This window comes from Acinetobacter sp. P37 (assembly GCF_057480965.1).
On record NZ_JBLIYY010000002.1, the window covers coordinates 190,870 to 211,539 of the forward strand.

Consider the following 20,670-nt stretch of genomic DNA (forward strand, 5'->3'; position numbering starts at 1 on the left):
ATATTTGTTTAATGAATTCAAGCCTGAATTAAGGTTGTTCAGGCTTATCATCTATATTGTCTAAGTTATGTGCCAACGTTGCTTTGGGCATCATGACGGCTTCAATTTGGGTTTCATGCAACCATTCACGCCAAATGGCTAACAATACTGCCAAAATCACTGGGCCGATAAATAAACCGACAAGACCGAAACTGGCGATCCCACCCAAAACACCAAACATGATTAATAAGAATGGAATCTGCGTTGCCCCTGAAATCACTAAAGGACGAATCACGTTATCGGCTGTACTCACGATACATACACCCCAAGCCATGACGCCAATGGCTTCAATGGTTTGACCTTGTGAAAATAACCACAACGACACAGCGGTATATGAAATTGGTGGACCAAACGGAATCAGTGCCAACATGAAGGTAATGATGGTTAATAACATCGGGTTAGGCACATCGGCGACAAAATAGCTCACACCGGCAAGTAAAGCTTGGGCAATGGCGGTAAGACCGATGCCATATACTACGGCACGTGTGGTATCCGAGATGGTGGCAAGATAATGATGAATACGAGGCCCAATGACCATTTCGAGGGCTTTACTGACCTGACTTAAAATGGTTTGACCGTCACGATAGAAGAAAAATAAAGACATCACGGCAAAACACAGCTTAAAGATATTTTTACTGACTTCGCCGACCAAAACTTTACCGTAGTTCAAATGCCCCTGAATCCAAATTTGTACCGATTGAATAATACTGTTTGGGTCATTGTTCAGCTCATGCAGGGTACGACTGACTTCTTTACCAATAAACGGCAGTTGGCGAATAAAATCAGGCACATTGACATGACCAGAGAAAACTTGCTTTTGTAATTCAAAATACAAGTTACGGCCTTCATGTTGTAGCAAGAAGATCGCAAAAATCACCGGCAGACCTACCACGAGCACCACCAGTAAGATCATCAGCGCCGCACTTAGATTTGCACGATTGCCACAAAAACGATGCACCGATTGATACAGCGGCCAAGTCATATAGGCAATAATCGCTGCCCAAACAACGGGCACAATAAAGTATTTGAGTACGCTAAAGCTCAAAAAAATCAGGATAAAAAATAATCCGAACAATAAGACTTTTTGTAATGTAGGTGCGAACGTTGGCAATGCGTGCTCTGATTTTTTCATCATGTTGTGTTCAATCTTAACCGAAAAAAAAGCTCCCGAAAACGAGAGCTTGTTAACTTATGGTGAATATCTTTCAGGCTAGATCCTTGCAAGATTGGCCTTTATATCAACAAAATGTGGAATGATGGGTTAGAACCACTCGGCTTCGTCTTCAATAATGGCATTGAGCACAGGTTGCCATTGTTGTTGCATACCGAGGTACAATTTTTGCGTTTTGTCAAAAACCGAAAGACCTTGCATGGCAAGTTGACCATAAGCGGTACGTTCAGAAATCCAAGCAACGGGTTGTTGTTCAACTTTATTGAAAAAATCTTGAATTTCTTTGGAATGAGCAGAATTGGGTTTGACACGATTGGCCAGTAATAGGATTTGGACTTTACCTTTACGAATCCGTTTAATTTCTTGCAAATGCTTTAAAAAACGACGGGTCGAGTCGATGTCGAAGAAAGATGGTTGTAGCGGGGTAACGATGGCGTGAGCTTCACTGACCAACTGATCTGCATGTTCACCCGATAACGCACCCGGAGCATCGATAATTAGATATTCAATCCCTTTCGGCACATCACCAATCGACTTTTCATGACGCCAATCTAGGCTCTGAATTGGGGCGGCAGTCTCTGGGCGCTGTTTGAGCCATTGACGTGCAGACTTTTGATTGTCAGCATCTGCCAAGGCCACTTTATAACCTTTTTGCGCAAGTGCAGAGGCTAAACTGATTGCTGTGATGGTTTTGCCACAACCACCTTTTTGATTGGCAATTAATATCGTTTTCATCGACCTAAATAGATTTTATTCTGCTCATCCCTAGCATATCATTGTTTAATGCGGGGAATATGACAAAGAACCAAAGTCTAAGTTTTTTCTATACGTTTCGCTGTAATATATTAAAAAGATTAGGAATTTTAAATGTCTGTCTGGATGGCCATGCTCATTGGCGCGTGTATTGGGATTGTACTGACCACCTTAATTTTAAGTGGCAGTCGCAATGGAAGGATTAAGGCAGAATACGAGCAATATATTGCAGAACTAGAATTGGAACATCAGCAGGCCTTGGCCCATGCACAAAAACGCAGTGTAAATACCAGTCGTGCTGTTTTAAAAGGCAAAATGGCCGAACAAATGGCGCCGATCATGCCTGAATTTCAGTATTTACCTAGCGATGCAAAGTTTCTCGGTGACCCGATCGATTATGTGGTTTTTGATGGCTATACCGACTTTCGTGATGGTGATGGACTCGCTGAAGACATCGAAGTGGTGCTGATTGATATTAAAAGTGGTGGCGCACGTTTGACCAAAGGGCAACAAGCGATTGCTCAAGCCATTGCCGAAGGGCGAGTACGTTTTGAAACCATCCGAATTGATTTTGAGCATATTTAAGCTCGCGTGACTCAGCCTCAGAACCGTCGAAAAGTAATAAGGACAGAATATCCACATGGAAAAACTCTTAGCGACTGCAGCCGTTTTTGCGCTCATGCTGTGGATATGGTCTGAATATTTTCGTGCCATTCCACATTTAGAGCAAACTGGTGTGCTGAAAAATTTTCAGGTCACACCGACTCAGGCATTTTCCGGTGAATATTTGCTGTTGGATAAACGCTACTACAGTGCCAGTAGTCGTACATTACATCCGGCAGCACCGACCGTGGTGGGTGGCTTTCAAGACTTGGCCTATGTCAGCAATATTGATTTGCTACTGGGTTCAGGCGCAAATGATTTCCAGTCTTTAAAATATCATCTTGAATGGTCGCAGCAGAACCGCTGTTTTAACGTACAAGCGAAAAATGTACCCTCGACACAAGTTGAACAGCTCAAGTCTGAATTGCAAAATGTCAGTGTGATTGCTCAATCCGAAGACGTTGCAAATCGTATTCGTCGTTTAAAATCAGGGGATCGTGTGGAGATTTTGGGTGCATGGGTGGATGTACATTCCATCAAAACAGGGAAGTCGTATCACACCTATAATGTGTTGAATAAAAAGCCCTGTCATATCCTAAAAATTAATGCCATTCGATTAATCAAAGACTAGGTATTTTTATCTAGATTTGATTGTGCTTAAACATGGCCTTGGAAGCTTTAACTCAACTTCCGTGCGCGGGCGAGCAACATGCGCTGTCCAATTTTTGGAATGCCTTCAGCATCAAAATACTGCGTTTCAAAACATTCAAACTGGGCATCTTCAAGCAACTTTTGCATATTACGATCCAGATGACAGCCATCCGCGACTTTCTTTTGAATGGGCGTGAGTAAATGCTGTAACTGCTTAATTTTTCGATTTTCATTGTGTTGTACATGCTCAACCAAATGAAATGTCCCTGTTGGTTTAAGGACACGGTAGATTTCTTCAAGCGCAGTTTTAATATCGGCAATGCTGCATAAGGTCCATGTACTCACGACATGATCTAGACTTTCATCTGCAAAGGGTAATTTTTCAGCACCAGCTAAAATATGCTGTACCTCAAAAGGTGCTGCATGTACACGTTCAGCAGCTAAATGAAAAATATCGGGATTGGGCTCAAGGGCAAAAACCGTATCGACATTTTGATAAAACGCTAAATTCAAACCTGTACCAAAGCCAATTTCGAGCACCTCACCAGATACGGCTAACAGGAGTTCGCGTCGTTTATCCATCAAGCTTGGTACTTGCATGACTTGATTTAAAAGATGCGGAAAAATGTGTTGTTGATAAAATTTATAAATCATAGCGAGTATTGTTGTTGGCTTTTTTTAAAGTGTAAATCATGTCTTTTTAATTTTAAATCATGTGCTAGGGCGTGGATATGGGCCAATTGACTGAATAACAGCATTTTGTTACCAAGTTCATAAGGTTTATGCAGACTGTGTGCGTAATATAGAGTTACAACTAGTAAAAACGACATTCATCACGCTCAACCTACGGGATTTTAAGCTCATGTTCAGGTTGGGGCATTATGTATAGATGAAGTCGGCTCAATTGCAGAATGAAAATTGAGTAATGTGAAGTATTACAGGGTAAGAGGATAACGCGATGATCAAGCGAATTGCATTAAGTACTGTGCTTGCAGGCTTTTTATTGAATGTCGGTGTCCAAGCGTCTTCAGATTATAATATTGCCAAAGGCTTAGCACCTGTTGCCAAAGGCCAGTCAATTTCTACCTTGAAAGAATTTAAAGGTGATTTCCGAATTTTAGGTTCAAAAACCTATCAAACAGATGAACAAGCAAAATTTTCTCCGATTGATTATGCGGTCAGTTGGGGCTTATTTGCAGAGCCAGAAATTGCTCGTACGATTTCAGTCAATCAATATGACCGTTTCTTAAACTGGAAAATGGATCGTGTTCCTGTACCGCAAAAGCAAGCGATGATGATGGTGTCGAATATGCACATCATTCCTGCAAACCCGCAAATTGCTAAACAAATTACTCAAGTAAAACGTGGCGATCTTGTGCGTTTAAAAGGGGATTTGGTTGAGGTGAAAGACAAAGATTTGGTTTGGACTTCATCTTTGACCCCAACAGATACGGGTGATGGGGCTTGTGAAGTTTTTCGTGTCAGTTCGATTCAGTGGATTGAAAAAGTCAAAGGCTAAACTTCGATTACATCGAGATCGTATTGAAATCGGTGTGCATTAGATTCAAGGTAAAATAATTTGATGATGAAAATGACGATAAAGAAACAGCTTATTTTGAGTCTAATGTTGGCGAGTGGTTTGGCGCTTGGTGGATGTACCAGTATGAGTTCAACTGTAGATGGGAAAACCCATGTATTTACTGAACAGCAAAGTTGTCCGACCTTGCTTGAGATGGATCGTGGACAGACTTTGGAAGTACTGTTAAACGAAAATCCAAGTACCGGATATGTATGGTCTTTGGCTGAGCAACCGAAACTTTTTAAAGTTGAAGAAGTGTTTCAGTCAGCTCAACAACAAGCTGCTGCGGATACGACACCAGTACTAGGCGCAGGCGGTCAAAAAACTTATCGTTTTACCGCAACGACTGCGGGTGAAGAATTACTACATTTGAAGCATGCACGAGCTTGGGAAAAAACCGCGATGGCTGAATGGACTTGCAGAGTTCGAGTATCTTGATTTGAACCACTGATGAAAAGATAAAAAAGCCAGTATTTATACTGGCTTTTTTATGGCAGACGAACTGATTTAGAACGTCCACGTATGCATTATTTCGCGCTGAGCGCTTGACCGTCAAATTGAATACCTTCCCAACCATTTTGCATAAATTGGCGAATGTTTTGGTGGTCAGTTGCGTCTGGTGTTGCCAATACAGCAGCATAATGTTCAGCAAAAAGACTTAAGGTTTCAGCTTGGTTTAGACCATTCAATTGGGCAAAAGAAAATACTTTGGCACTGCCTTGGTTTTCAGTCGCTGCATTGGCTTGTTTGCCATTGGTAAAAGCGGTTGGTGTGTGGTTATAACGCGCTTCAATAAATGCAATCACATCTGAAAATTTCGCAGTCCCTGCTTGAAGTTGATCTAATAATTCCTGAGCCATAATGTCCTCTTTCAATAAAAAATACCGCAAAGTGTTGCAGACTATAGCAAGCTTTGCCCCAAACATTTAACACTATTTGCGTAAATTAAATGCGTGTATATTGAAGGGCGACCTTAGGCAGTCTGTTGCCTAAATTGTAGATACCAATGATGTTGAAGTAGGACAACTATGAACTGGCTTTTGGTCGCATGTGGCGGCGCAATTGGAGCAACACTTCGCTATGCAGCAGGACTGTTATTGGCCAAGCCAACAGTACTCTTTCCATGGGCTACATGGTGGGTGAATATTTTAGGTTGCTTTTGTGCAGGTGTGTTGTTTGCATTTAGCCAAAAATATCCCGTTCTACAAAATGAAGCACGCTTATTGCTTATGGTCGGGATCTTAGGTGGCTTTACCACATTTTCCAGTTTCGGCTTAGAAACCTTTCAACTGCTCAGACAAGGGCAAAGTGGGCTGGCATTTAGTTATGCCATTTCCAGTGTGGTGATTGGTGTCATCGTATTGGGGCTGGGATATTACTTATTTCATTCGATTTTAAAAATAGATGTTTAAAACAACGCTTGAAAACCACAAAATTTCAGACATAAAAAAAAGAAGCTCAGGCTGGAGGAGGGGAACCCTGAACTTCTTTAATGTTTTAATTTTAAAAGAAAAAACTTAATCTAAACTGAACTTATTGTGAGCGTTTGAAACGCGCAAAGCGTTTATTAAAGTTCGCAATACGTCCTTCGTTATTCACTTGACGTTGTTCACCTGTATAAAAAGGATGTGATGCACTTGAAATATCGAGTGTCACATAGGGAGAGGTCTTGCCTTCAAACTCTTTGGTTTGATTGGTGCTTAAGGTACTGCCAATCACAAAAAAGGCATTGGCATTGGTGTCATGAAAGAGCACTTCACGGTATTCGGGATGGATGTTGGCACGCATTCTTCTGTTCCTTAAATTTATTGATTAAAGAAATGTTATAACATAACAATTAAAAATGCAAATATTGCCCGAAATTCATCGGGCAATCATCAGCACTTTACGCTCCCTTAAGCGCTAGGTGGGACCAACTCATCAAAGAGATCATTGAGATTGTCATTCACTTTCAAATGAATCAAATTCCAATAATGCCCTGAAACAGTCCGGTTCACCATCAGGGTGTCTGGCGACGGTTTAAACACATCCCAGTATTTAAGAGATGGCTTAATTAATTCTACCCCGTCATGGTGTGCTGAGTTTTCAGCAAAGTCGTATTGTGTGGTCAGTGGACGCATCAGCACTTCTAGCCATTGTTCATACAACTCCGCAGGAAATTTACCGAGTTCATTGAGGGAATGTAGGGCATCGAGTTGCTGTTCCATCAGTGGAATATCGTGCTTGCGTGCAGCATTGATCAATTGCTTAAAGTGCGACACGATTTCAGGAGATAGGGTTTTCACACCGCCGTAGTCATATACGATGACTGAACCATCTTCACGAAAGGCGAAGTTGCCCGGATGCGGGTCACAGTGGAAACGTTTAAGGAAGAAAATTTCACGGCCTATAGCACGGAATAAGCGTCTTCCCAAGGCATTTCGGGTTTCTTGTGACCACGTACTGGCAGTTTCTATACTGTCGCCAAGCTCTAGACTTAGAGTCAAAATATGACGTGAAGAATAATCTTTATAGACCTGTGGAATAATGATTTTGTCATCCAGCGCACTATGAAAAGCACGGGCTACATCTAAGTTTTGCGCTTCAATTTCATAGTTCAATTCGTTGTCTAAACTGTCCTGAATTTCACGAAATAGCTTGTCTTGTAACTTCCGATCAATTTTCAATACGCCCATCAAACGAAGTGCAAGGCGAACTTGTTTTAAGTCACTTTCACAGGCTTCTTCGACACCCGGATATTGCACTTTCACCACCACCTGCTGACCATTAGGTAACACGGCTTTATGCACCTGCCCAATGGATGCAGCGGCAAAAGGTTGTTCTTCAAAACTTTTAAAAATCTGCGCGAGGGGCTTGCCGAGTTCTTGTTCTACTTGGGCCTTAATTTCAGCAAAAGGCATGGCTGGCGCTTGGCGTTGTAATTTACTAATGGCTTTTGCGACTTCAGGTGGAAAAATGTCTTTGTACTGCGAGGCAATTTGTCCGACTTTCATCACCGCACCTTTCATTTCACCCAAAGTGTCTGCAATTTGCAGACCGATGTCCTGAAAAAGTTTACTGCGAGATGCATTTTTCTGTTCTTCATCGGCAGTGATATTGCGGATGGAATTGGAAACGGTTTTAGTAGCAATGCTTGCCGTCATACTGGCAAGTTTCATAAAGCGACGACCCGGTGTGCTAGCCGTTTTTGCCATGTGATGTTCCTCAAGATCATCATTTATTATCTAATACCGATCATAGGCGACAAAACACAAACTGCCTACTTTAAATTGTTAAGACTTTATTTGCATTGATAAAATGATGGGCAAAAATGTAAATACTGAAAATAATTCAGGCAAATTTAAGCCACGTGCTGAATGGTTTAAAATATCGCGTCGCTAGAAGAGAACTGAACGATGAAAGTGTATCGCTATTTAACCGGTAAAGATGATGTCAATTTCTGTGCCCGTGTGACCAAAGCTTTAAATGAAGGCTATGAATTGTATGGATCACCGACCATGAGTTTTAATGGGACAGAGGTGATTGTCGGGCAGGCGATCGTGAAAGACGTAGAGGACGACAGCCAAGTGCCACAAGGTTTAAAAAATGCCATCGAGGCGCTTAATTAGTTGGTTTTGGTGCTTTGCTTGCTTCACTGATGTTATGCATGTAAAAGTATTTACGCATTTAAAAAAAGATTTTCAATTCTATTCTGTAGAGTCTTTCATCCAGGGATTGAATAAAGGGATTAGCCTTCAGCTGGAGGTACTCTTACGAAACGTTGTTTCTCATTCGGCAAAATGAGAAGCGTGCTTCGCAAGGAAACCATCTTGCGGTGCAATGCACCTCACCGACAAAACTCGTTCGCTAGCGTCTAATTATTTAAAGTATCGCAAAAACATTTTTGATTAGAACTAGTCCTGTCTCAAACAATTGCAGATGACTTTTTCGTGTATCGTTCTTTTTTTGAATCAAATTGAGCAACTGATGTCACTCCGTAACATCAGTTGCTTCAGTTTTTTCCAGTTCTAAATGTGGACTGAGATATTTGATGCATTGATTATGGTGTAAATTTTCATTCAAGGTGATGAGGTTTTGCGTCACGATAAAATCCTGATCATCCGCAGAGGCAAACTTTTGATTGGCCTTGATGAAGTCCTGATAGGTATATGCCATACCAGACTGCTGACAACTTAACTTTAAACGTGCGGTATATGAGTCTGCTTGTTGTTCATGATAAAAGCGAAAGGCTGTCCAAAGTGCTTGATTGATGTAATCAAATTCGGGTTGTGATTGGACTTTGATGGGTGCGTGATATAAAGGAAATTCATGTCGGTTGATCGTTTGTTCAGCTTGTAGTGACATGGAAAAGCCTAAGCTCAGACAGAGACTGATCGAGCGAAATACATGGGACATGTTTATTTTCCTCTTCTTCGTGCTTTTTATTTATGGCGTTGCTATGCAGCGTGTTAATTTGCATTAATCTTCTGCATAGCCTAGCCGTCTTTTTTGAGTAACTTTTTAGATGATTTTTAAGGGCTTATCCCGCTTGAGCTAAACGCTTATTCATCATAAATAAACGTGTAAGTAGCAGTATACAGGCGACAGTCAGACCCACAATTAGGCCAATCCAAACGCCTGCAGCACCAGTCGTGGTGAAGCGTGCAAGATAGATCCCGACAGGGAAGGCAATGATCCAATACGCGATCATGGTGATCCACATCGGCCCTTTAGTGTCTTGCATACCGCGTAAACACCCTGCGGCACTGACTTGCCATGCGTCCATCAACTGATAGGCAATCGCGAACAAGACCAAATATACTGCAAGCTGAGTCACATCATAGTGATTGGTATACAGTGACACAATTTCATTACGTAAAAGCCAAAGCAGCAACATGGTAATCAGGGCAAATACCGTCCCTGTCAACATACCGACTTTTTGGACTTTTCGCATCGCTAGCCAGTTCTTCTCCCCATAATAGGTACCGACCCGAATGGTCAGCGCAATCGCTAGTGACATGGGAATCATAAACAATTGCGAGGTAATCGAAATGGCGACTTGATGCGCGGCAATGGTGACTTCGCCTAAAGGACTCAAAACAATAGCGGCTGTACTAAAAATACTGACTTCAAAGAAAATGGCTAAGCCAATGGGAAAGCCAAGTTTTAAGATACGTTTGATCCATTCACTGTTCATTTTTTCAAAAGCAGCGAAAGGTTGGGTTTTTTGATAGGCCGATCCTTTGAAAACGTACATCGCCAAAGCAAAGAACATTAACCATTGCAAAATCGCGGTGGCAAAACCACATCCTGCAGAACCTAATTCGGGGACTGGGCCTAAACCATACATAAAAATAAAGTTCAGTGGAATTAACACCAATAAGGCCAGCAGACTCAGCACAGTGACTGGACGCGGATGCCCCAATGCTTCTGAGTAACCACGTAAAGCTGCGTACATGGTGACAGCAGGCATACCTAAACTAATGGCGTGTAAGAATAAGCTCGCCTTCGGAAGTAATACTTCAGGGACACCCAATAACGGTAAAAGCAGCGGCATAGTTTGTAAGACTAATGCGGCAATGATCCCTAAAAATAATGCGACCCACAAAGACTGACGGGCGATGGTGGCAATTTTTTCAGGCGTGCGAGCACCATTGGCTTCTGCCACTAATGGAGTGGTTGCAATCATAATGCCGCTGAACAGCAGCATGACCGGTATCCATAAACCGACCCCGACCGCAATGGCTGCAAGGTCATTGGCGGACATGTGTCCAGCCATGATGGTATCAATGAGACCAAATCCCGCTTGCGCAAACTGCGTGATCAATATCGGGATCATTAAATGAAACAGTTGTTTTAATTCATACTTGCTGCTTGTTACAGCCGTGACAGTAGACACAGAATGTACTCATTTCTTGTGAGGTGCTTAGGAATGAGGTCTTAGCGTTGGAAAGTGAGAAGCACACCAATAAAAATCACCACGCCACCCAATAAGCGTTGCCAGTTAATCGGGGTTTTTTCAGTGCCGAGCAAGCCAAAATGGTCAAATACCATCGACATTAAGATCTGTCCAAAAATAATCAGACCGGAGAGGGATAAAAAACCCAGTTTCGGTGCGGTATAAATACTGATACTGATGGCATAAACACCCAAACATCCCCCCAGCCATAAATACCAAGGGATTTGAGCAAAACTTGCAAAGTCCGGTTTTTCGGCCGATTGAAAAAACACCATAAAGGCGAGGACTATTGTACCAATCAAAAAAGAAAAAAGGGCAGCTTGCAGCGGTGAATATAAATATTCACGCAATTGGCTGTTGATCGCTGTTTGAATGGTCATAGCGATACCAACACCCATCGCGAGCGGCAGTAAGTACAATAAATGGCTGCTTATTTTCATCTTCTAATCATCTAATTCTTCTTAAATTTATTAGTCTACTGTATTGTGGATGAGATTTCATAAGCGCTCTGATGCAGTCATGTTAAAATGCGCTTACTTCTTTTTTTCCTTTTGAGCATTTTCCTTGGTTGAATTAAATCCTGCAGTTGTTCCGTTATCTTTATACATTCACATGCCGTGGTGTGTGCGCAAATGTCCATACTGTGACTTTAATTCGCATGCAGTGCCGAATGGTGAATTGTCTTTAGACTTAGAACAAGAATATTTACAGGCGTTGGTTGAAGACTTTAAAACCCAAGTCGATTTTGCTCAGGGTCGCCTGATTCATAGTGTATTTATTGGTGGGGGTACACCATCGCTCATTTCATCCAAAGGCTATCAATGGTTATTTGCTCAACTCAAAGCGTTAGTGCCATTTGAAGCGGACTGTGAAATCACCTTGGAAGCCAATCCCGGTACGGTTGAGCACGATCCTTTTGCCGGTTATTTAGAGGCAGGGATCAATCGTTTATCCATTGGGGTGCAAAGTTTTAATACTGAGCAGCTGAAAAAACTGGGGCGGATTCACTCGAATGATGATGCGATTTCTGCCATTCAGCATGCACGGGAAGCAGGTTTTGAACGGGTGAATGTCGATTTGATGCATGGCCTGCCTGAACAAACCATTGAGCAAGCGCTTTTGGATTTGAAATTGGCTGTGGAAAATGGCGCAACGCATGTGTCGTGGTATCAGTTGACGATTGAGCCGAATACGGTCTTTTTCCGCACCCAGCCGATTCTGCCTGTCGATGATGTGCTTGAAGAGATTCAAGCACAGGGCGAAGCCTATTTAACAGCACAAGGCTTTATCAATTATGAAGTGTCGGCATGGCGTAAAGAAAAGCCGTCTGCACATAATTTAAATTACTGGCAGTTTGGCGATTATTTGGCGATTGGTGCAGGCGCACATGGCAAAGTGACCCAGCCTGATGGGGTGTATCGTTTCCAAAAAACCCGCCTGCCAAAAGACTATTTAGCCAAAGTCCCAGCGGAGAATCTTCAGTTTAAACGCATTGAGTCAGAAGATATGCCTTTTGAATTTATGATGAATGCTTTACGGCTAAATCATGGTGTAGATGCAAGTTTGTATACGCAGAGAACGGGTGAGAGTTTAGCGCCAATCTCTGAATTATTGGCTTCATTACGTCAGCGTCAATTGATGGTGAATGATCCTGCGCGTTTGTCTTGTACTGAACAGGGGCATATCTTTTTAAACTCAGTGTTGGAAGAGTTTTTGTAATGAATGCTATTGAAAAATTGTTTTTTTAATTTAAAAAGCACGTAAATTTTTATATTTCTAATGTAGTTTGCGTCCAATTTGTAAAATTAGACCTGTAATAATCCAATACATATTACAAGAAGGACTATCCTAAAAATGAAATATATTTTAAGTGCTGCAGTATTCAGTTTAGCTTTGATTGGTTGTGCAGATAAAAAGGCTACAGTAGAAAACACGGTATCAACTGAACCAGCGTCAGCAACTACTCCGTCGAATGACATTGCTATTGCTCAGGACGAGCAAGTTATTCATTTTACTGGGCCGCAAGATCTGACGATTGAGCTAAAAACCAAAGATAATTTTGAAACTGCACAATTGACGGATAATTCTGATCGGGTTTATGAGTTGAAACGAGCGGTTTCTGGAAGTGGTGTACGACTTGCCAATGAACAAGGCGTTTCTATTCATTTTAAAAACTTTAATGGTGTGAATGAAGGGACAGTTGAGTTGGTGAAAGATAAACCCATAGAGATCAAAGAATTTATTGCTGATAAAGCAAAGTAAAGATTAAAAAAGACCGCATTCGCGGTCTTTTTTTGAGTTTAACTTAACGATGTTTCGGTGGCATAGGGGGTAATTTATGCTGCGGTACAGGTTTGTGTTGATTGGCTTTAAATGCTGTGGCCTTATGGTTTTGTTTGGCAAATTTCGCATGAGCTTGTTGATGTTCTTTGTTCACCATGTGGGGCCCAGCAGATTTGTGATGTGTTGCTTTAGGTGGCACAGGTTTTTTATCAAAGTGTGCAGCAGGTGGTGGATTTTTATGATCGAATGCATGCGCTGCCATTGCAGACATTGTCGCAGTTGTTGCAATCAGACCAATCATCAATGAAGACATCAATTTTTTCATGGTTACGCTCTCTATGAATCAATGAAGTCATCATAGGGGGAGGCAGTGGAGAAGATATGAAGTTGTATGAGATACAAATGTAAAGCTAAAATTATGGAGTAAAATTTACTTTAAGTATTTAATATTTATTAAATAAAATTATGTTTTAGCGATAAGGTGTTCTATTTTTGTTGAAAAATACAACAATATTTCTCCATATAAAGTCCATCGTTATACATTGTTGTTACCTCATGAAGAAATTAAGAATACTACTCGTAATTCCTATAGATCAAAATTAAAAGAGAAGACAAAAAAGACCGCCGAAGCGGTCTTTTTATAGAGTCATTTAACTCGGTTTAAAGCTTAGTAGTCAAAGCTAAAGTGTTCAGGAGCCAAAGAAGTCATGGTCTTCGATGGGTTAACCATTGCTTCAGCGTGACCTTGTGAGCGTGGTAATAGACGTTCAAAGTAGAAGTCAGCCACTTTGATTTTTGCTTTATAGAACTCAGGAACTTCTGCACCATTGCCTTCTGCTAATTTTTCAGAAGCAACCGCAGCTTGTTGTGCCCAGAAGTAAGCCATCATCACGTAACCAGAGAACATCAAGAAATCGACAGAAGCAGAAGACACGATGTCACGGTCTTTACGTGCTGCAAGCATGATACGAACAGTTAAAGCATTCCACTGTGCGCAAAGCTTGGTTAAGTCCCACGCAAAACGACGCATATATTTATTACGAGCATGTTGACCACAGAACTTCAAGATTTCAGCTGTATAGTCACGGATCACTTTACCTTTAGAAGTAAGTAGAACTTTACGGCCAATCAGGTCTAGTGCTTGAACGCCAGTTGTACCTTCGTAAAGGGTAGAGATACGTGAGTCACGAACGATTTGTTCCATGCCCCATTCTTTAATATAACCATGACCGCCGTATACTTGCATACCGTGGTTCGCAGCTTCATAACCCAATTCAGTCAAGAAACCTTTAAGAATCGGGGTGTAGAAACCTAAGTGGTCATCATGTGCTTCAAACGCTGCTGTATCACCGCGGGTTAGAGCATCAGTCATTTTATCCGCAATTTGAGCCGCATAGTAAATCATTGAACGGCCGCCTTCAGCGATCGCTTTTTGAGTTAAAAGCATACGACGTACGTCTGCATGGTGAATAATCGCATCGGCTACTTTTTCAGGATCTTTTTTACCTGAAAGTGCGCGCATAGACATACGTTCTTTGGCATATGGAAGAGCGCCTTGGAATGCCAATTCCGCATGTGCAATGCCTTGGATCGCTGTACCAATACGTGCAGTGTTCATAAAGGTGAACATTGCGTGTAGGCCTTTGTGTTTTTCACCGATCAAGTAACCAATGGCATTGTCAAAGTTCAACACAGCTGTTGCTGAAGCACGGATCCCCATTTTGTGTTCAATCGAACCACAAGTCACTGGGTTGCGTTCGCCCACTGAACCGTCTGCTTTCACAAGGAATTTTGGAACGATGAACAATGAAATCCCTTTAGTACCTGCAGGAGCATCTGGAAGACGAGCAAGTACGATATGCACGATGTTATCTGTTAAATCATGCTCACCCGCAGAGATGAAGATTTTTGTACCAGAAATTGCATAGCTACCGTCAGCTTGAGGTTCCGCTTTGGTTTTTACCTGACCTAAGTCGGTACCGCATTGAGGTTCAGTTAAGCACATGGTGCCTGACCAAGTTCCAGCAACAAGGTTCGGTAAATATTGGTTTTTCTGTTCTTCTGAACCAAATTGAAGAATGGTGTTGATACAACCTACGCTGAGACCTGGATACATTTGGAATGACCAGTTCGCTGTACCCATCATTTCAGATTTGATGAGATTCAACGACTGTGGCAAGTTTTGACCGCCGAATTCTTCAGGGAAAGACAGACCTTGCCAGCCACCCTGTACAAATTGGTCATAGGCTTCTTTAAACCCTTTTGGTGTTTTCACATCACCATTTTCAAAATGACAGCCTTCTTCATCACCCGTTTGGTTTAAAGGTGAAAGGATGTTTTCACAAAAATCCGCTGCACCTTCTAAAATCATGTCGACAGTGTCTGCATCAGCAGCTTCACCATTAGACAAAGTTTTGTAGTGTGCTGGGTAATCGAGCACTTCATTCATTAAGAAACGAATATCGTGTAAAGGCGCTTTATATGCAGGCATAGTCTTAATCCTAATATCTAAATTTTTTTGGATTATCTGTATTGATGATTTGATTATTCATAATTTCATCCAAAAAACATTGATGAATACGCCCTTAAAAAATGTCAGAAAGGCGAATTGTAATATTTAACCAACATGTGAAAAGTAAACTTCTGATAGACTGGGTGTTGATCTTTTGATCATTTTTTTCTTTTAATAAATCATAAAGAACTTAGGTCTTTCGTACAATTATGCGATTAAAATATATAACACTTTGTTTACTGGGTTTGAGCATTACTGGGTGTGCTCAACATGTCATAAAAACCAATTCAACGGAGCAGTCTCTCGGGCAACAAGCCACTCAAGGCTTAAACGCAATGTTTGAAAATGCCAGTTATGACATGAAAGGGCAATTTTCAATTCAGACCGATATTCAGTTCGATGAAAAAAAGCCTGAAACCAAGTCAAAACCTGCGATAAGCACACAGCCAGAGCTGGATCCTAAACTTAAAAAACAACTGGATCAGTTGATTAAAACCCAAAATATTCCATTTAGCCAAAAAGAAAAGAAACAGCTCTATCAAGCGATTGCCAATGAATCGATCCCACCATCAGCGCGTTATAGCGATGAAGAGGATGGCGTTTCTCCGCAATCTAAAATTGCTCAATCACTGCTGAATGTGTTGAATGATTTACAGTTTAGCTATAGCGGTTCAGTACATTTTAGAGAAAAACTTGCTGCCTTAACCTTGCAATTGAGTTATCAAAAACCGACTTTGCAGGTCAATGCACAGTTGCCGATGATCATTGATTTTAATCAACATAAATTTTATACCAACTACTTTGCGTTCATGCCGTTTATGGTAAATCGTGAAAGCCAAAGCAGCTTGGCTTATGTGGATTTTTCAAAACATAAAGACACGATTGCTCAGTACGATTTGAAAAAATTTGCTGACTATTTAAAACAAATGAATGCATTGCCTTATGTCTTGGCAGAGCCGAATCAAGTGCAAAATATTGCTTTAACACGTGATGAAAAAAATGCAGGGCTGACTAAAAAAATCCGCTATGTGGGTGATCTTAATGCGCTATACACCCAGCTTGAACTTTTCGATTTTGTGAATGCCAACTATTACACCACGCAAATCAAAGGTCAGCGTAATAGTGACGCCGAGCAAGATGAATCTGTGGACGCTGCTGTGCATCACAGTGCTTCCGAAGAGGCGATGGCTGCGGCTGAAGCGGCGGGAGGGACTGCAGTAGCGGCAGCAGTTGAGGATGAAGACTTTGATGAGGCTTATGCATCTGTAGAACGTGTGAATGAGCTGCTCAATGCGAAAATGCATGGCCTGATGTATCACCAACATGAAACGGAAGAAGAACAAACGTCTTCTGCCGCTGAATCTGCTGAATACGCGATTGATACTGCAAGTGCATATGCGGAGGCGACCGCGGGTGATGACGAAGAAACCTATAGTTCGGATACTGAAGTAACCGAAGCTTATGCGGCTTCAGAAGAAGATGATGAAACAGCGAATTTATCTGAGGAAGTCTGTCAGGCCTTGATGAACACCAAACAGGTGCCGATTGGTAAAGTCACACTGTGTCAGGATTATCAAGATGTTCGGGTGATACCGCTGCAAGAAGATTCTGTACCATCGGCCTCTGCTGCGGACGCATCCAATACAGATTCAGAGATTTCGGATGCTGTTGAGCAATTAAAACCAGTATTCCAGCAATATCAAAGTGAACAACTTATCGATGTAAAACAATTCCAGCAATTATGGCAAAAGCATCAAGCTGAAATTGCGCAGGTGCTGAATACACAGGATAAATCATCTTCGAATGTCGTGATGGATGTAGGCTTAGATCATAAAGGCCGAGTCCAAGTAATGGACTATCAATTGGACTTTAATGAGCCACGTTTAGGTCAATTAAAGCTGAAAAGTAGCAACCAAATTTTGAATTATGGCAATGCGACTAAAATTGATCGTCAAGCCATGAAACAGGCAAAATCCATTGAGGAAGTCAGTAAAGATTCACTCTTTGAAAATATGTTGAAAGGCCTGCTTGCGCCAATCACGGGAAATGATCCTCTGCTTGTTGAAGCAGAAACTGCATCGGTTGATGATGTCCGTGCTGCAAATGAAGAAATCGAACTTCCTGAATATCTAAGTACTGTGGCTTTGCAAAGTTATAAGCGCCATCAATCTGAAGTGAAAGCCTATCAAGCGGCATTTGTCGTGGCATTTGCTAACTATCGCGCTCAGTATGTGCGTTATTACTCGGCCAATGATTTGAATGAAATTGCAGAAGTTTATGCATATCGATTTGTTGATGGCTTAAAAGAGCCAACAGGCAATGCGCTGAAACGTTTAAATCAATTACGTGATAAGCATGCTTTGCATCGCTATCAAGACTTTGATGACTTAGGTTCTTCAGTCAATCATTATGTGCAGTCGGGGATTGGTGAGTACAAAGCTCAGGTTGAGTGGAAACAATTGCAAAAAACCTATAAGACTGATCAGGCGATTTTTGCACATTTATATCAACAAAACTTTTTAGCTAGCTATGAACTGGAAGGAACTGAAAAAGCGCATTTGGTGAAAGCATCAAAAATCTATGCGCAAGCCTTTGCTGATGATATCAAAGGAAAATTATCAGAAGCGTCATTGCAAGGCCTAGCAGCAGAACACGAAGAGTTGTTCAGCCAATCGGCTTATTATGAGACCTATAAGGCGATACAAAAACACAAGAACTAAGTTGGATCAAAAAAAGAACCTCAATTGAGGTTCTTTTTTTAGGTGTTTCGACTGCTTTGAAAGTAAATTGAGCAAATCATTTTGAATTATAGAAAGTCTTTTAGATCAGGTTTGACGCCATTCCAAATGGAAAAAGATTCAATCGCTTGACCAACCAACATGCCAAAACCTTCTGAGGTTGGAACGTGGCGTGCTTTGGCTTGATCCAAAAATGTCGATGGTTTGCCATAGGCCATTTCATAGGCGTGCGTGAATTGTAAAGCTTCAGGCAAAATTAGCGGATCACCCGTTAAGCTGGCCGATGTGGCATTAATCACCAGATCAAATTGACCAGCTAAGTCGGTGAGGGCAATGGCTGCAAGTTCGGCATTCGGTACGGCAGTTTTTAAGTCAGCGACCAATTGTTCAGCACGTGCTAAAGTCCGGTTGGCAATGACGATTTTTTTCGCACCTGCCTGAACCAATGGATAAATCACGCCACGTGTTGCGCCACCTGCACCAATGATTAAAATATCCGTATTTTTGAGCGACCAGTCTAAGGCATGAATGGCATTCACCAAGCCTTGACCATCAGTATTATCACCGTGTAATTGACCATCTTGCATCCATAATGTATTGACCGCACCTGCAATTTTGGCACGTTCAGTAAGGACGGCACATTGTGCATAGGCTTGTTCTTTAAATGGAACAGTAACATTCATACCGATGCCACCTTCGGCAAAGAAGGATTCGATACTGTGCTGAAAACCATCGAGTGGCGCAAGTCGTTTGCTGTACTGAATGTCGAGGCCTGTTTTTTCAGCGAAGGCATGATGAAGTTCAGGTGAGCGTGATTGTTCAATCGGGTTGCCAATCACTGCAAATTGTTTGCTCATTGCACAGCGTCCATGTAGATGTGAAAGAGCAGACAATATACGCCAAATGTGATGATGGCTAAAGTTCGGGCAGTCTTAAAATCGTGAAATAAAGGAGGAAAATTAAGGATTACAAATATCTAAGACGCTTTGAATCAAGATGCTGGCAGCACTGATGACTAAACCAATCAAGGCAACCACCATGAAGCCAATAGCCAAATTGTCATTCAAAGACGTTTCGGAAAAAATATTAGTACTGATAGCGCTGATCAGCACAACAGCAAAGCTCCAAAACACCAAGGCAGTAAGACTGACTGCTTTTTTATTGAGTGTTTGATGTGTCATGTGCGTTGTACTCCGTACAAGAAAGTTACAGCCATGAGTTTATTGACACATTGTGCAATGACATAGCGTAAAGCTGTTTAAAAGATGTGTCATTGTTGAGCAATATGATTACAAAGTAAATGCTTAAAAAATTTATTTATGCATCAAGATATTACCTAGAAATATAAATACTTTAATTAAAAGGCAATGAAAAGCCCCTGATGGACAGAGGCAAATACATGTCTATCTATTTTATTTCAATATATTAAGCCAATCATGCGGTTTTAAATAAAAGTCGGTGAGCTTTTTCTCGGCAGAATTTTCTTCCCATTCAGGACGATACGACCAGCCCGCCAAAGGTGGCATACTTACTAAAATGGATTCAATACGCCCACCAGTTTGTAAACCAAATAAGGTGCCACGGTCATACACTAGGTTATATTCAACGTAACGACCACGACGGTAAAGTTGGAAGTCTCGTTGTACTTCGGTATAGGCTTTGTCTTGGTTTCTTTGGAAGATCGGTAAAATTGCCTCTAAATAACCATTACCCACGGCCTGCATATATTTGAAACAGGTTTCAAAGTCCCATTGGTTGAGATCATCAAAGAATAAACCACCCACACCACGTTGTTCATCACGGTGTTTGAGATAAAAATAGTCATCACACCATTTCTTATGTTCATCATAGAGTGTATCGCTAAATGGGGCACAAAGATCATGGGCAGTTTGATGCCAAGACAAGACATCTTCATCATTTGGATAAAATGGAGTGAGGTCAAAACCACCGCCAAACCACCAAATCGGATCTTGGCCTTCTTTTTCGGCGACAAATAAACGCACATTGGCATGTGAGGTTGGGACGTTGGGGTTTTTCGGGTGAATTACCAACGACACGCCCATGGCTTGTGCTTTTGCACCTGCAATAGCGGGATGGCGTTCAGTCGCAGAGGCGGGTAATTTTGAAATATTGATGTGCGAGAACATCACACCGCCTTTTTCAATCACCGTTCCATTTTGAAGAACACGTGAGCGACCACCACCACCTTCAGGGCGTTCCCAGTCATCGATCGCAAATTCGGCACTTCCGCCACCAGCACGTTCTTGCTGTTCCAATGCGGCACAAATCCGTGCCTGTAAATCGCGAAGGAATTCATCTACACGTTGAATATCGGCTGAAGTTGGATTCTGCATGGTGACCTTTATTAAAATAATTTAAAGATAAGTGTCATCAAAGCATAAA

General features: G+C 41.6%; 23 protein-coding genes. 9 read left to right on the forward strand and 14 right to left on the reverse strand.

All coding sequences use genetic code 11. The features are described from left to right. Nucleotides 1-28 precede the first annotated feature (28 nt). Nucleotides 29-1,150 carry an AI-2E family transporter gene (locus AC25JC_RS02790; protein WP_180162909.1) on the reverse strand — a complete coding sequence of 374 codons (1,122 nt, stop codon included), beginning with the start codon at nucleotides 1,148-1,150 and terminating at the stop codon, nucleotides 29-31. 150 nt (nucleotides 1,151-1,300) lie between these two features. Continuing rightward, a complete protein-coding gene (locus AC25JC_RS02795) occupies nucleotides 1,301-1,945 on the reverse strand; it encodes a ParA family protein (RefSeq protein ID WP_180035641.1) in 645 nt (214 codons plus the stop codon). 132 nt (nucleotides 1,946-2,077) lie between these two features. On the opposite strand from AC25JC_RS02795, the gene AC25JC_RS02800 reads away from it, so the two are divergent. Beyond that, nucleotides 2,078-2,548, forward strand: a complete 471-nt coding sequence (locus tag AC25JC_RS02800; RefSeq protein ID WP_078192492.1) for a Holliday junction resolvase-like protein — start codon at nucleotides 2,078-2,080, stop codon at nucleotides 2,546-2,548. Between the two features lie 55 nt (nucleotides 2,549-2,603). After that, nucleotides 2,604-3,197, forward strand: a complete 594-nt coding sequence (locus AC25JC_RS02805) for a hypothetical protein (protein ID WP_486923414.1) — start codon at nucleotides 2,604-2,606, stop codon at nucleotides 3,195-3,197. Nucleotides 3,198-3,244: 47 nt separating this feature from the next. Here the strand turns inward: AC25JC_RS02805 and AC25JC_RS02810 are convergent, their stop codons facing one another. Beyond that, on the reverse strand, nucleotides 3,245-3,871 hold the full coding sequence (locus AC25JC_RS02810) for a class I SAM-dependent methyltransferase (protein WP_486923415.1): 627 nt from the start codon (nucleotides 3,869-3,871) through the stop codon (nucleotides 3,245-3,247). 304 nt (nucleotides 3,872-4,175) lie between these two features. Here AC25JC_RS02810 and AC25JC_RS02815 point away from each other — a divergent pair, with 304 nt between their 5' ends. Both AC25JC_RS02815 and AC25JC_RS02820 read left to right on the forward strand, forming a co-directional pair. After that, nucleotides 4,176-4,736 carry a hypothetical protein gene (locus AC25JC_RS02815; protein ID WP_111884184.1) on the forward strand — a complete coding sequence of 187 codons (561 nt, stop codon included), beginning with the start codon at nucleotides 4,176-4,178 and terminating at the stop codon, nucleotides 4,734-4,736. Nucleotides 4,737-4,808: 72 nt separating this feature from the next. Further along, nucleotides 4,809-5,234 carry a protease inhibitor I42 family protein gene (locus AC25JC_RS02820; RefSeq protein WP_257225876.1) on the forward strand — a complete coding sequence of 142 codons (426 nt, stop codon included), beginning with the start codon at nucleotides 4,809-4,811 and terminating at the stop codon, nucleotides 5,232-5,234. Between the two features lie 89 nt (nucleotides 5,235-5,323). On the opposite strand, the gene AC25JC_RS02825 is transcribed toward AC25JC_RS02820, so the two are convergent. Further along, a complete protein-coding gene (locus AC25JC_RS02825) occupies nucleotides 5,324-5,656 on the reverse strand; it encodes a HopJ type III effector protein (protein WP_078192490.1) in 333 nt (110 codons plus the stop codon). A gap of 168 nt (nucleotides 5,657-5,824) precedes the next feature. On the opposite strand from AC25JC_RS02825, the gene crcB reads away from it, so the two are divergent. Further along, the gene (gene crcB, locus AC25JC_RS02830; protein ID WP_078192489.1) at nucleotides 5,825-6,208 is read left to right on the forward strand and encodes a fluoride efflux transporter CrcB; all 384 of its coding nucleotides are present in this window, start codon (nucleotides 5,825-5,827) and stop codon (nucleotides 6,206-6,208) included. Between the two features lie 121 nt (nucleotides 6,209-6,329). Here the strand turns inward: crcB and AC25JC_RS02835 are convergent, their stop codons facing one another. Both AC25JC_RS02835 and AC25JC_RS02840 read right to left on the reverse strand, forming a co-directional pair. Further along, nucleotides 6,330-6,584 carry a type B 50S ribosomal protein L31 gene (locus AC25JC_RS02835; protein ID WP_486923416.1) on the reverse strand — a complete coding sequence of 85 codons (255 nt, stop codon included), beginning with the start codon at nucleotides 6,582-6,584 and terminating at the stop codon, nucleotides 6,330-6,332. Nucleotides 6,585-6,691: 107 nt separating this feature from the next. After that, the gene (locus AC25JC_RS02840; protein ID WP_111884186.1) at nucleotides 6,692-7,990 is read right to left on the reverse strand and encodes an ABC1 kinase family protein; all 1,299 of its coding nucleotides are present in this window, start codon (nucleotides 7,988-7,990) and stop codon (nucleotides 6,692-6,694) included. 201 nt (nucleotides 7,991-8,191) lie between these two features. Here AC25JC_RS02840 and AC25JC_RS02845 point away from each other — a divergent pair, with 201 nt between their 5' ends. Next, the gene (locus tag AC25JC_RS02845) at nucleotides 8,192-8,404 is read left to right on the forward strand and encodes a DUF1737 domain-containing protein (protein ID WP_180024326.1); all 213 of its coding nucleotides are present in this window, start codon (nucleotides 8,192-8,194) and stop codon (nucleotides 8,402-8,404) included. A 361-nt stretch (nucleotides 8,405-8,765) separates the two neighbouring features. On the opposite strand, the gene AC25JC_RS02850 is transcribed toward AC25JC_RS02845, so the two are convergent. From AC25JC_RS02850 to AC25JC_RS02860, 3 genes are all read right to left on the reverse strand, one after another. Then, on the reverse strand, nucleotides 8,766-9,191 hold the full coding sequence (locus AC25JC_RS02850) for a hypothetical protein (protein WP_486923417.1): 426 nt from the start codon (nucleotides 9,189-9,191) through the stop codon (nucleotides 8,766-8,768). Between the two features lie 124 nt (nucleotides 9,192-9,315). Beyond that, complete coding sequence (locus tag AC25JC_RS02855) at nucleotides 9,316-10,674, reverse strand: MATE family efflux transporter (protein ID WP_486923418.1); 1,359 nt, start codon at nucleotides 10,672-10,674, stop codon at nucleotides 9,316-9,318. A gap of 41 nt (nucleotides 10,675-10,715) precedes the next feature. Further along, entirely contained in the window at nucleotides 10,716-11,174 is a 459-nt protein-coding gene (locus tag AC25JC_RS02860; RefSeq protein WP_180084595.1) for a DMT family transporter, read from the reverse strand. Between the two features lie 124 nt (nucleotides 11,175-11,298). Here AC25JC_RS02860 and hemW point away from each other — a divergent pair, with 124 nt between their 5' ends. Both hemW and AC25JC_RS02870 read left to right on the forward strand, forming a co-directional pair. Beyond that, entirely contained in the window at nucleotides 11,299-12,453 is a 1,155-nt protein-coding gene (gene hemW, locus AC25JC_RS02865) for a radical SAM family heme chaperone HemW (protein ID WP_180115996.1), read from the forward strand. Nucleotides 12,454-12,588: 135 nt separating this feature from the next. Then, the gene (locus AC25JC_RS02870; protein WP_180115995.1) at nucleotides 12,589-12,996 is read left to right on the forward strand and encodes a hypothetical protein; all 408 of its coding nucleotides are present in this window, start codon (nucleotides 12,589-12,591) and stop codon (nucleotides 12,994-12,996) included. Between the two features lie 43 nt (nucleotides 12,997-13,039). On the opposite strand, the gene AC25JC_RS02875 is transcribed toward AC25JC_RS02870, so the two are convergent. Further along, nucleotides 13,040-13,342 (reverse strand): hypothetical protein, encoded by a 303-nt coding sequence (locus tag AC25JC_RS02875; protein WP_180115994.1) that lies wholly within the window; start codon nucleotides 13,340-13,342, stop codon nucleotides 13,040-13,042. 342 nt (nucleotides 13,343-13,684) lie between these two features. After that, nucleotides 13,685-15,508, reverse strand: a complete 1,824-nt coding sequence (locus AC25JC_RS02880; RefSeq protein WP_486923419.1) for an acyl-CoA dehydrogenase C-terminal domain-containing protein — start codon at nucleotides 15,506-15,508, stop codon at nucleotides 13,685-13,687. A gap of 230 nt (nucleotides 15,509-15,738) precedes the next feature. On the opposite strand from AC25JC_RS02880, the gene AC25JC_RS02885 reads away from it, so the two are divergent. Beyond that, a complete protein-coding gene (locus tag AC25JC_RS02885) occupies nucleotides 15,739-18,249 on the forward strand; it encodes a hypothetical protein (RefSeq protein WP_180115992.1) in 2,511 nt (836 codons plus the stop codon). An 86-nt stretch (nucleotides 18,250-18,335) separates the two neighbouring features. Here AC25JC_RS02885 and aroE read toward each other — a convergent pair whose 3' ends face one another. From aroE to hemF, 3 genes are all read right to left on the reverse strand, one after another. Beyond that, nucleotides 18,336-19,124, reverse strand: coding sequence for a shikimate dehydrogenase (aroE, locus tag AC25JC_RS02890; RefSeq protein ID WP_180115991.1), 789 nt, complete (start codon nucleotides 19,122-19,124; stop codon nucleotides 18,336-18,338). A 102-nt stretch (nucleotides 19,125-19,226) separates the two neighbouring features. Continuing rightward, nucleotides 19,227-19,448, reverse strand: coding sequence for a hypothetical protein (locus AC25JC_RS02895; RefSeq protein ID WP_078189308.1), 222 nt, complete (start codon nucleotides 19,446-19,448; stop codon nucleotides 19,227-19,229). Between the two features lie 231 nt (nucleotides 19,449-19,679). Continuing rightward, complete coding sequence (gene hemF, locus AC25JC_RS02900) at nucleotides 19,680-20,621, reverse strand: oxygen-dependent coproporphyrinogen oxidase (protein ID WP_180115990.1); 942 nt, start codon at nucleotides 20,619-20,621, stop codon at nucleotides 19,680-19,682. Nucleotides 20,622-20,670: the final 49 nt, after the last annotated feature.